The 10,693-nt window shown below is 51.3% G+C and carries 10 protein-coding genes; 3 read left to right on the top strand and 7 right to left on the bottom strand.

Annotated features, from left to right (window positions below; translation table 11 throughout):
- Positions 1–957: 957 nt before the first annotated feature.
- The 5 genes from HMPREF3047_RS00260 to HMPREF3047_RS00245 all read right to left on the bottom strand — a co-directional run bounded on the left by HMPREF3047_RS00260 (position 958) and on the right by HMPREF3047_RS00245 (position 5,265).
- Entirely contained in the window at positions 958–1,656 is a 699-nt protein-coding gene (locus HMPREF3047_RS00260; RefSeq protein WP_210399342.1) for a zinc-binding dehydrogenase, read from the bottom strand.
- The gene (locus HMPREF3047_RS11470) at positions 1,631–1,924 is read right to left on the bottom strand and encodes an alcohol dehydrogenase catalytic domain-containing protein (protein ID WP_210399746.1); all 294 of its coding nucleotides are present in this window, start codon (positions 1,922–1,924) and stop codon (positions 1,631–1,633) included. The genes HMPREF3047_RS00260 and HMPREF3047_RS11470 overlap by 26 nt, the downstream gene beginning before the upstream one ends.
- A gap of 47 nt (positions 1,925–1,971) precedes the next feature.
- Positions 1,972–3,489, bottom strand: coding sequence for an ABC transporter permease/substrate-binding protein (locus HMPREF3047_RS00255; RefSeq protein ID WP_070711774.1), 1,518 nt, complete (start codon positions 3,487–3,489; stop codon positions 1,972–1,974).
- A gap of 101 nt (positions 3,490–3,590) precedes the next feature.
- The gene (locus tag HMPREF3047_RS00250) at positions 3,591–4,415 is read right to left on the bottom strand and encodes an ABC transporter ATP-binding protein (protein WP_070711772.1); all 825 of its coding nucleotides are present in this window, start codon (positions 4,413–4,415) and stop codon (positions 3,591–3,593) included.
- A complete protein-coding gene (locus HMPREF3047_RS00245) occupies positions 4,405–5,265 on the bottom strand; it encodes an SDR family oxidoreductase (protein WP_070711769.1) in 861 nt (286 codons plus the stop codon). Before HMPREF3047_RS00245 ends, HMPREF3047_RS00250 begins: the two co-directional genes overlap by 11 nt.
- A gap of 265 nt (positions 5,266–5,530) precedes the next feature.
- On the opposite strand from HMPREF3047_RS00245, the gene HMPREF3047_RS00240 reads away from it, so the two are divergent.
- Positions 5,531–5,710, top strand: coding sequence for a TonB-dependent receptor (locus HMPREF3047_RS00240; RefSeq protein ID WP_070461572.1), 180 nt, complete (start codon positions 5,531–5,533; stop codon positions 5,708–5,710).
- Between the two features lie 219 nt (positions 5,711–5,929).
- Here HMPREF3047_RS00240 and nadC read toward each other — a convergent pair whose 3' ends face one another.
- Together nadC and HMPREF3047_RS00230 are read right to left on the bottom strand one after the other, a co-directional pair.
- The gene (gene nadC, locus HMPREF3047_RS00235; protein WP_070711766.1) at positions 5,930–6,811 is read right to left on the bottom strand and encodes a carboxylating nicotinate-nucleotide diphosphorylase; all 882 of its coding nucleotides are present in this window, start codon (positions 6,809–6,811) and stop codon (positions 5,930–5,932) included.
- A 75-nt stretch (positions 6,812–6,886) separates the two neighbouring features.
- Complete coding sequence (locus HMPREF3047_RS00230) at positions 6,887–7,825, bottom strand: NUDIX hydrolase (RefSeq protein WP_070585271.1); 939 nt, start codon at positions 7,823–7,825, stop codon at positions 6,887–6,889.
- A gap of 157 nt (positions 7,826–7,982) precedes the next feature.
- Between HMPREF3047_RS00230 and nadA the strand changes: the two genes are divergently transcribed.
- Both nadA and nadB read left to right on the top strand, forming a co-directional pair.
- Positions 7,983–9,095 (top strand): quinolinate synthase NadA, encoded by a 1,113-nt coding sequence (gene nadA, locus HMPREF3047_RS00225; RefSeq protein WP_049336219.1) that lies wholly within the window; start codon positions 7,983–7,985, stop codon positions 9,093–9,095.
- Between the two features lie 51 nt (positions 9,096–9,146).
- The gene (gene nadB / locus HMPREF3047_RS00220) at positions 9,147–10,655 is read left to right on the top strand and encodes an L-aspartate oxidase (protein WP_070711762.1); all 1,509 of its coding nucleotides are present in this window, start codon (positions 9,147–9,149) and stop codon (positions 10,653–10,655) included.
- Positions 10,656–10,693 lie beyond the last annotated feature (38 nt).

Below are 10,693 nucleotides of genomic sequence, written 5' to 3'. Positions count from 1 at the left end.
GGGGAAAAGGAATTTTGCAAAGGTCTCAGTCTATACATCTGTGCAAAGCGAACTGCAATCGGCGCTAGCTGGATGCTCTTGCTCTTATCTTACTTAAACAGCGTTGTGATCCCTATTTGAAAAACGGTCGATTGGTGGAACTCTTCCCTGAAATTGAAAAGCAAAAATGGCAGCTTTATTTATATCGACCATATCAAACGATTGTTGCCGAGCGAGTGGTGTGGGTGTATAACAAGTTGAAGGAGATTTTGTTGTCGAAAATGGTTTAGGCATAAAACATGGCGAGATGATCTCGCCATGTTTTTATCACGATTGCTTATCCACAATCGATTTTAACATCGTATAAGATTGGGCTTGTTTTTGTTTATCAAAAATATAGCTCCCCGCCATAATTTCATCAAAATGCACCTGTTTACGCAGTTGTTTGAGCAAGCCTAGCTTGGGTTGAGACCCAACAAACCGTTTCATTTTTCTAAAGCATTTGATTTATTAACCAAGCCTACCTACTGCTTTTTAGGGTTTCAGACGACCTCTTTAAACCATAAGGTTGTCTGAAAAGCAAAAAACAGCCTGCAACTTCATTAATTCAGTGGTAGAGTCACAGTAAAATTAAGCAGCTTAAAACCTATTGATTTTATACTAAAAATTGGAGTACTATGAGCACACTCTCTTGAGTATCATTAATTCTCATTTGACATATAGGAACAAAACAGCGGAATTTGTAGAAGAATAGGGAAAAGGAAATTAATTTATATTATGTTAAATTCATAATGCTAGTATTTTAGCCTGCTAAGTCCTGTTTCTTCTAGTTGTACAATCACTTACAGAATTCAAATATAAAAGGCCATCTGAAGAATTTCAGACGGCCTTCTCTTTATCAATATCCATGAAACCAATTCAGATCACAGTTTTATTCCAAAGCATGATTAAATTTCTTTTATAGAATTTTAGATAGCCCTATTCATTGACCACCACCACTTTCCCAAATCCGTCCGCGCTTTGCAAAAAACGGTGGGCTTCGGGAACTTGTTCCAATGTAAACACGCGTTCAATTAAGATTTTCACATTAAATTGCCGGATATAGTCAAACATCGCATCCAGCTTGGCTTGCGAGACATTGCCCGAATAAAAGGCGGTAAGATAGCTGTTGTTTTTGAGTTCAATAATCGGATCAAAATTGTTCACGTACCATATGTTACCAAGCTGCCCTGTATTGCAGACGATGCCGTGTTCGTTGATGTGGGAGAAAGAATCACGCAAAGTTGCCGGCCCGACCAATTCCAGAATTTTGTCATAGCTTTGGTCAGTTTGTATTTTGCCATCGGCTTCAGTAATCACTTCGTCAAATCCAACCGCCTGCAAACGGGTAGCTTTGGCAGGATTACGCGTTGAACCGTGCAGTACGACATGCGGAAACTGCGCTTTAAGCAACTGTGCAAAGGCTACGCCCACGCCACTGCCTGCACCACGCACCAGCACACGATCTTGCGGCGCGATACGAAGCTGTTGTAATGAGCCAAACGCGGTGTAGTAGGTTTCGGGAATTGCGGCAAGGGTTGTCCAATCCAAGTCGGTATAAACGGGGGAAATTTGCTCGTTGGGCAGCAGCACATATTCGGCGTAACTGCCGTCAAAGGCGCGCCCCATTTCGCCCATACATTTCGCCCATAATAGAGACGACCTTTTGTCCGACCGCCAGCGCGGGTGTGGAACTTTGCGCCACTTCGCCTACACATTCAATGCCCAAAATGCGCGGAAATTGGACAGACGGCGATTTGCCTTCGCGCGTGAAAATCTCAGAATGGTTGATCCCGAAGCCTTTGATTTTTACCAGTGACCAACTCTCTTTGATATCAGGTGTCGGCACGTCTTGATAAATTAGTTGTTCCGCTCCGCCGTCTTGGTAGATTTTTACGGCTTTCATAATACCTCCCTAAGAGTCTGATGCTTTCAGGTAGCCTGCTGCCAATTTTACTTTCCTAACAACCCATTTTTCTCCAAATAATCCCGCGCTACGTTTTCCGCGCTTTCGCCTTGCACTTTCACACGGTAGTTCATTTCGCTCATTTCCTCTTCGCTAATTTTTCCCGCCAGTCGGTTAAGTGCGGTCACAATTTGCGGATTTTTTTCGGCAAATTCTGCTTTCATCAATGGTGCCCCCTGATAAGCAGGAAACAGGGAAATATCATCTTTCAGCAGGCGCAACTGGTATTGCTTCAATTCTGCATCGGTAGAAAATGCCTCCACTAGGTCAATTTTTTCATTCAACAATGCCGTATAGCGTAAGGCAGGTTCCAAGCTAACAATATGTTTCAGCGTGATACCTGCTGCCTGCATGCCTTTGTAGCCGTCTGCCCGGTCGGTAAACTCCAGTGAGAAACCTGCTCGGATATCGGGCGCAGCCTGCTTCAAGTCGCTGATGGTATTCAGTTGGTGTTCCGCGCCGTAGCTTTCTTTGACTGCCAATGCATAAGTGTTCTGATAAGACATTGGTGGCAGAAACTCTAACTGATATTGTTCCGCCAATAATTGTTTGCCCCGTTGATAGGTTTCATCTGGCGACAGATGGCGGTTCTTCTGTTCAGTTGGTACTTGTACTAAGGCTTCCAGCACTGTGCCGGTGAATTCAGGATAAATGTCGATTTCGCCACTATTCAGTGCGTTAAACAGAAAGGTGGTTTTGCCAAAATTAGGTTTGACTGTGACTTTCACGTTCGAATTCTCACGTTCAATCAATAATTTATACATGTTAATCAGAATATCCGGTTCACTCCCCATTTTGCCGGCAACCACCACGTTTTTTGTGGCAGGTGTAAATGAAATCTGCGACAGACCGAGTGCGCCGAAGCACACCGCCAATGCAAGAATAATCGCCAACTTGCGTCGCGATTTTTGCAACAGCCCGATAATGCCGCTTACACCGACAGCCAATAACGCGGAGAGCAATGCGCCGGTAAACGTCATTGTCATGTTGTTTCGGTCAATACCGAGCAGAATCAGGTTGCCCAAGCCGCCTGCGCCGATTAACGCAGCCAGAGTTGCCGTGCCGACAATCAGCACTGCCGCCGTACGGATGCCAGAAATCATGGCTGGAAGTGCCATCGGTAGCTCAATCCGCCACAATGATTGCCAGCGCGACAGGCCGAATGCGGTGTACGCATCTTGAATCGATTGGTCGATTTGGGTCAGCCCCAAATAGGTATTTTGAAAAATCGGCAACAGCGCGTATAGCGTGAGCGCAATCAAGACGGGCGGCGAACCGATGCCGACAAACGGAATCAGTAAGCCCAGCAGCGCCAAAGACGGGATGGTTTGCAATATATTGGTGAACTGCAATACCGCTTCCGCTGCCCGCTGTCTGCGCGCAAACAACACGGCGGCAGGCACCGCAATCGCCACTGCCGCGAGCAAAGCCAGGCCGGAAAGCCATAAATGCGTAAGCAGCATTTGCCAGAGTTCTGCTGGGGTAACGTTTAGGGATGAGAACATAGTTTTAAATTTTATGTTTAGTACGTTGAATAATAGATGTTTATGTTTGCTTTACAGCAAGGTATTAGCGCCTTGAAAGAGGTTTCAGACGGCCTTCACCATCATAACACCGCCCTTCTCACAGCTTCCTGTCCCTGTTTATCCAACCGTAAGAATTGGTGGATGATGCGTTCGGCATCGGGTGTATCGGCAGTGGAAAACAGCGATTGCACATAATCGTTTACCGGCTGCTTTTTGATTTCTTCAGGTGTGCCGATTTGTACCAGTTTGCCATTATGCATTACACCGATACGGCAAGCGAGTTTGGCGGCTTCCTGCATATCATGGGTAACGAAAACGATAGTGGTGCCAAATTTTTGGTGAATCATAGCAATTTGGTCTTGCAGCACGGTGCGTACCAGCGGGTCAAGTGCGGAAAACGGTTCGTCCATCAGCAGAACTTGGGGCTTGGCTGCAATGGCTCGCAAAATACCGATGCGCTGCTGTTCACCGCCGGAAAGTTCGTGCGGATAGCGGTCCCGGTAGTGCGCAGGGTCAAGTTCCACCAACTCCAATAATTCATTCACACGCGTTTTGCGTTCTGCTTTCGGCCAGCCCAGTACGTCAGGCATGAGTTCGATATTTTCCGCGACGGTCATAGTGGGAAAAAGCGCGATTTGCTGCAATACGTAACCAATTTGGTGGCGGAGCTGGCGGATGTCGTAGTCTTTAATCCGTTTGCCGTGCAGATAAACGTTGCCATCGGTCGGTTCAATTAGCGCGTTAATCATGCGTAAAGTGGTGGATTTGCCGCTGCCCGAGCCACCTACCAACACGAAAAATTCACCCTGATAAATGGTCAAATCCAAATCGCGCATAGCATATTTGCCGTCATAATGCTTGCCTGTGCCACGAAACTCGATAAATGGGACAAGATTATTTTGCATATTGTGCCTTTACTACGTCTTCAAAACTAAGCGGTGCGCGTCCCAACAACTGCGACAGGTCGTCTGAAACGGTAGCAAGCTCGCCTTTGGCAATGGCAGTGTAGGTAGAAACCCAGGCTTCAATCTGCCAATCGGGAGTGTCAGGATACTCAGCTTTGCGGCTGGCGAAGGCTTCTTCCACAGTTTCATTGTGGTAGCAGTGCGGTTTGCCGGTGATTTCGGTTAAGACGGCGGCTATTTCAGCAAAACTTAATGATTGGGAACCGGTCAGTGTGTAGGTCTGATTATCGTGGTGGTGATTGTCGCAAGCGATGTCGGCGATGATGTTTGCCGCTGATTGGGTGACATCGTGCTGCGAAACGCAGGCAACGCGCCCGTCGTCGGCTGGGCCTGCGATGATGCCATCTGCGTTAGCAATTGTTGCCATCATCTCACTGTAAAAATTGTCGCGCAGAAAGGTGTAGCGCATATTTGTTTGCCGGATTGCATTTTCGGTAACCGCATGAGTGCGCGCCAGCGTGAAGGTACTGTCCAACGCCGCTTGAGCAAAAGAGAGATAGACAATATGCTTCACGCCCGCTTCCGAAGCAGCCTGCACCAAAGTCAAATGCTCCTGTTCGCGCAACGGACTTTCGGCGGCGGACACCATAAACAGCACGTCCACCCCGTTTAATGCCTGCTTGGCAAGCTCCAAATCGCCATAGGCAAAACGTCGCGCCTCGCAGTTCGGCAAATCGGTCGCTTTGGCAGGATTGCGCAGCGGCAGAATAAGCGGCAGACCGCGTGTGTTCAGATGACGGGCGACCATACCGCCGATGTTGCCGCTGGAGCCAGTGATGGCTAGATTCATGTTGTTTTCCTTATGCGTTTTCTAAAGAGATAGCTTTGCCGTTTACAGGGTTTCTGTAAAACCATGTGCATGCTGCTTTTTGAGTTTCAGGTAGACTGAATAGATTCAAGGGATGGTTTATTGATGGTTATTATTGTAGCAGTTTTCCTACATACGATAAGCCGCGAAAGACTTACTTGATTATTAAGCTGAATAATACCGCAGGGCGATTTTTCAGGTATATTACGACCAAGCAGGTAATGGAAAACAGGCAGACCCCGACTATATGCGCTGGCAGCCTGTTGCGGTATGGGATGCCTACCTGCGCTATAAAATCGGCAAAAACCTGACTGCCGAACTGGTGGGCAGCAATCTGACCAACCGCTACTACCTCGACCCAATGAGCCGTTCCTATCTGCCTGCGCCAGGTAGAACAATCCGCATTGGGATAACTGGAAAATGGTGATGATCAATTAATCATTTTGAGAGTAAAAAGCCGTCTGAACATTGGGCTTCAGACGGCTTTTTTACATGATGGCTTAGTTATGCCCTACTCTTTTATGTTATATGAAAGTTGAAGCTAACCTGCATAATTTTTATATTTTCTGCTTTGGAATCAAAAAGGCTGCTTGAAAATAAAAGGTCTATATTTCAGACGGCCTTTACTTTATAGCAAACTCGAAATTTAAGCCACGAAATCCAAACCTATATCCAACGAATGGCTGCTGTGGGTCAGATAGCCGAGAGCGATGCCGTCCACGCCGGTTTGTGCCACGCGCTTCAGGCGGTCGAAGCCGATGCCGCCCGATGCTTCGCAATAGACGGTGTGTGGGTGGGCGGTTTGTGTGTGGCAGCGGTTTGCCGCTTCTTTCAAAGTTTCGTCGTCCATGTTATCCAGCAAAATCCGTTCTGCGCCCGCCACGATGGCTTCGTCCAGTTGTGCCAACGTGTCCACTTCAATTTCCACGCAGGTCAACGGTCCGACTGCTTGCTTTGCCTGCCGTACGGCTTGGGCGATGCTGCCGCAATAGGCGAGGTGGTTGTCTTTGATGAGGATGGCGTCGTCCAAACCCATGCGGTGGTTTACGCCGCCACCTGCTCTGACGGCGTATTTTTGCAGGACGCGCAACAGGGGGATGGTTTTGCGGCTGCACACGATGTCCACATTGTAACCGGCAACTTCGGCTACTGCGCGAGCGGTAGCGGTGGCGATGCCGCTCAAATGCGTAAGATAGTTGAGCGCGGTGCGTTCGGCGGCCAACAGCGCGCGGGCGTTTCCTGCGATGGTGGCAAGTGTCTGACCTGCGCAAACGGCTTGCCCGTCTTGGATTTCGGCTTGGAAACGGACGGACGGATCCATCGTCTGAAAGGCAAGACGCGCCAAATCCATGCCGGCGATAACGCCGTCTTTGCGGCTGACGAGGAAAAGTTTGGCGGTTTTGTCGGGAGCGATAACGGCTGCGGACGTAACATCGCCTCGCCTGCCTAAATCTTCACTTAAGGCTTGTTCTACCATGGGGCGCAACAGGGTATCGGGGAGAGGAAGAAGGTTGTTTTCAGACGACATGAAGGTTCCTTTGTTGGAAAAATATTGATATTGCCCGATGGGGCAAAATTTAATTTGAGGCCGTCTGAAAATCAGTTAGCGGCTACCCAGCGGCAGTCCGATATCAGAAATCAGCTGATCGGGCAGAACGTCGTCGCGGAAGCGGTAAAGCTGCGCGGGACGGCCTTTGCTGCCCGATACGCTGGTATCCGACGGCTCGATGAGGTTTTGCTGCTGAATCTGGCGGCGGAAGTTTTGCTTGTGCAGCAATCTGCCGCTGATGGCTTCGACGCTGTTTTGCAGTTGCAGCAGCGTGAATTCGGGCGACATCAGCTCGAAAATCACGGGGCGGTATTTGATTTTGGCGCGCAGGCGGGACAGAGCAGTCGCCAACACGCGGCGGTGGTCGTGGCGCATAGGCTGCCCCGTGAGCATGAAGTCGAAGTTTGCCTGCGGCTCGGCGGCTTCCGCTATCAGGCCGCTTTCATACAGCATTTCATAGCGTTGCAAAACGTATTCTTCCGACCAGTTTTCCGGTTCTACCCCCCAGCACAAATGAATGCGCTTGAGCCGTTTTTGGCGCACTTCCTCCGTATCCGCCGAGTTTGCCCAAATGCGCAGGTGGCTGACGATGGCGGCGCGCTGCCCGCCGTCGATGCGCAAATCTTCCCATGGAAAATAGCCGTAGCAGTCCTGCCATTTCGCGTCAGGATGCAGGATGTTGTCGGCCGCCTCGCGCACCAGCCCCAGATAGCTGACGTACAAGACAGGTAGGCCTTGCTCGTTTTGACGGCGCGTATCTACAAAGGTATAAAGCTGTTCCACATAGCCCATAGGCTGTGATGTCTGTTTGGCAACCCACATCCTGACTCCTGCTTGTAGAGAGTGGCGAAGCGGTGCAAGCAGGCCATTGGGTAATAGCTCTCCTTTGGCAACTGTCAAAACTCTCAAGCTGCCGTTTGTAATGGCGATCAGTACAGGAACCAGCTCGACGATACTTTGCGTATTGGCTGCTGTTTCAGGATAGGCATCCATGCGTGGCTTTCATTCAAGAGAAAACCTTATTGTAAACCAAAGCGGTTTTCAGACGACCTTGCTTATTATACTCAAATTGAGCATAATATAAAAACTATTTCAAAATATAAACGGCAAACCTTTATGCCGTCTGAAAAACCAGCTACAAGGAAACATCATGCAAACCGCCGCCCGCCGCTCGTTCGATTACGATATGCCACTCATCCAAACGCCGACTTCCGCCTGCCAAATCCGTCAGGCGTGGGCAAAGGTTGCCGACACGCCCGACCGAGAAACAGCAGGCCGTCTGAAAGACGAAATCAAGGCTTTGTTGAAGGAGAAAAATGCGGTCTTGGTGGCGCATTATTACGTCGATCCGCTGATTCAGGATTTGGCTTTGGAGACGGGCGGATGCGTGGGTGATTCGTTGGAGATGGCGCGCTTCGGCGCGGAACATGAAGCCGATACGCTGGTGGTGGCGGGCGTACGCTTCATGGGCGAGAGCGCGAAAATCCTCTGCCCTGAAAAAACAGTGCTGATGCCTGATTTGGAGGCGGAATGTTCTTTGGATTTGGGTTGTCCCGAAGAAGCGTTTTCAGCGTTTTGCGACCAACACCCCGACCGTACGGTCGTAGTGTACGCCAACACTTCCGCTGCCGTAAAAGCGCGTGCCGACTGGGTGGTAACGTCTTCGGTGGCGTTGGAAATCGTGTCGTATTTGAAATCGTGCGGCGAGAAACTGATTTGGGGGCCCGACCGCCACCTCGGCGACTACATCCGCCGCGAAACGGGCGCGGATATGCTGTTGTGGCAGGGTTCATGCATCGTCCATAACGAATTCAAAGGGCAGGAGCTGGCGGCGTTGAAAGCGGAACATCCCGACGCCGTGGTGCTGGTTCATCCCGAATCGCCGCAAAGCGTCATCGAACTGGGCGATGTGGTCGGCTCGACCAGCAAACTGCTCAAAGCCGCCGTATCTCGTCCCGAAAAAAAATTCATCGTGGCGACCGACTTGGGCATCCTGCACGAAATGCAAAAACAGGCGCCCGACAAAGAATTCATCGCCGCGCCGACGGCGGGCAACGGCGGAAGCTGCAAAAGCTGCGCGTTCTGCCCGTGGATGGCGATGAATTCGCTGGGCGGCATCAAATACGCCCTAACAAGCGGACGCAACGAAATCCTGTTGGACAGAAAGCTGGGCGAAGCCGCCAAACTGCCTTTGCAGCGTATGCTCGACTTCGCGGCAGGGTTGAAGAAAAAAGATGTGTTCAACGGCATGGGCCCCGCCTGATTTGCCATCCATATTGCCGTTTCAGACGACCCCTCAAACAAGGACAACACCATGCAAACCGATTGCGACGTATTGATTGCCGGAAACGGGCTGGCGGCACTGACGCTCGCCCTGTCGCTGCCTGAGTCGTTCCGCATCGTCATTTTGTGCAAAAACCGGCTGGCCGACACTGCCAGCCGTCATGCGCAAGGCGGGATTGCGGCGGCGTGGTCGGGAGAGGACGACATCGAAAAACACGTCGCCGATACTTTGGAAGCGGGTGCAGGTTTGTGCGACGAAGCCGCCGTCCGTACCATCTTATCGCAGGGCAAACCGGCAATCGAATGGCTGCTGGCGCAGGGTGTGGCGTTCGACCGGAATCATAATGACTTGCACCTGACGCGCGAAGGCGGGCACACCTGTCGCCGAATCGCCCACGTCGCCGACTACACGGGCGAAGCCGTCATGCAGAGCCTGATTGCCCAAATACGCCGCCGCCCGAACATCCGCGTTTGCGAGCGGCAGATGGCGTTGGACGTTCAAACCGAATCAGGCGCAGCGTGCGGACTGACCGTCCTCGACTGCCGAACGCAAGAAACCTACCGCATCCGTGCCCGCCACACCGTACTCGCAGGCGGCGGCTTGGGGCAGATTTACGCCGCCACCACCACGCCGCCCGAATGCACGGGCGACGCCATCGCCATGGCGATACGCGCAGGCTGCGCAGTCGAAAACCTCGAATTTATCCAATTCCACCCCACAGGCTTGGCAAGGTCGTCTGAAAACGGACGCACCTTCCTGATTTCCGAAGCCGTGCGCGGCGAAGGCGGCATCCTGACCAACCAAGCGGGCGAACGGTTTATGCCGAATTACGACCGCCGCGCCGAACTTGCGCCGCGCGACATCGTTGCCCGCGCCATCGCCGCCGAAATCGCCAAGCAAACGCAAGACTTCGTCTCACTCGATATCAGCCATCAACCTGCAGAATTTGTCCGTCAGCATTTCCCGTCCATCCATCGGCACTGCCTGTCCCAATGCAGCTTGGACATCACGCGCCAAGCCATCCCCGTCCGCCCAGTGCAACACTACACCTGCGGCGGCATCCAAACCGACCCCAGCGGAAGAACCTCCCTGCCGCAGCTCTACGCCTTAGGCGAAACCGCCTGCACCGGCTTGCACGGAGCCAACCGCCTTGCCAGCAACTCCCTGCTCGAATGTGTCGTTACCGCCAGACTTGCCGCCCAAACCATCGCGGACAGACAAGCGTTCCAAACCGAACCATTCCAAAGGCCGTCTGAAAGCCCCTCCGCCGAAACAGACATCTTTTCAGACGGCCTCCAAAACACATTCAGCCGCCCCGTCCTGCAAGCGTTCAACCAACGCCATCTGGGCATCATACGCAACGATACCGACCTGCGCCGCGCCATCGCCCAACTGCAGTTTTGGAAGCAAAACCAAGCCGAGCCATACACCGCGTCCGAATACGAAAACCGCAACCTACTCGAATGCAGCCTCGCCCTTGCCCAAGCCGCATACAGGCGGAGAGAGAACATCGGAGCACATTTTAATAGTGATTGTTGAGGCTGATAGAGACCTTTGCAAATGTTTCTAAATATTCT

The sequence above is a fragment of the Neisseria sp. HMSC075C10 genome, from assembly GCF_001815615.1.
Classification (GTDB): Bacteria; Pseudomonadota; Gammaproteobacteria; order Burkholderiales; family Neisseriaceae; genus Neisseria; species Neisseria subflava_A.
Note: the sequence above shows the minus strand (reverse complement) of the source record. Positions and strands in the feature narration are given on the sequence as shown.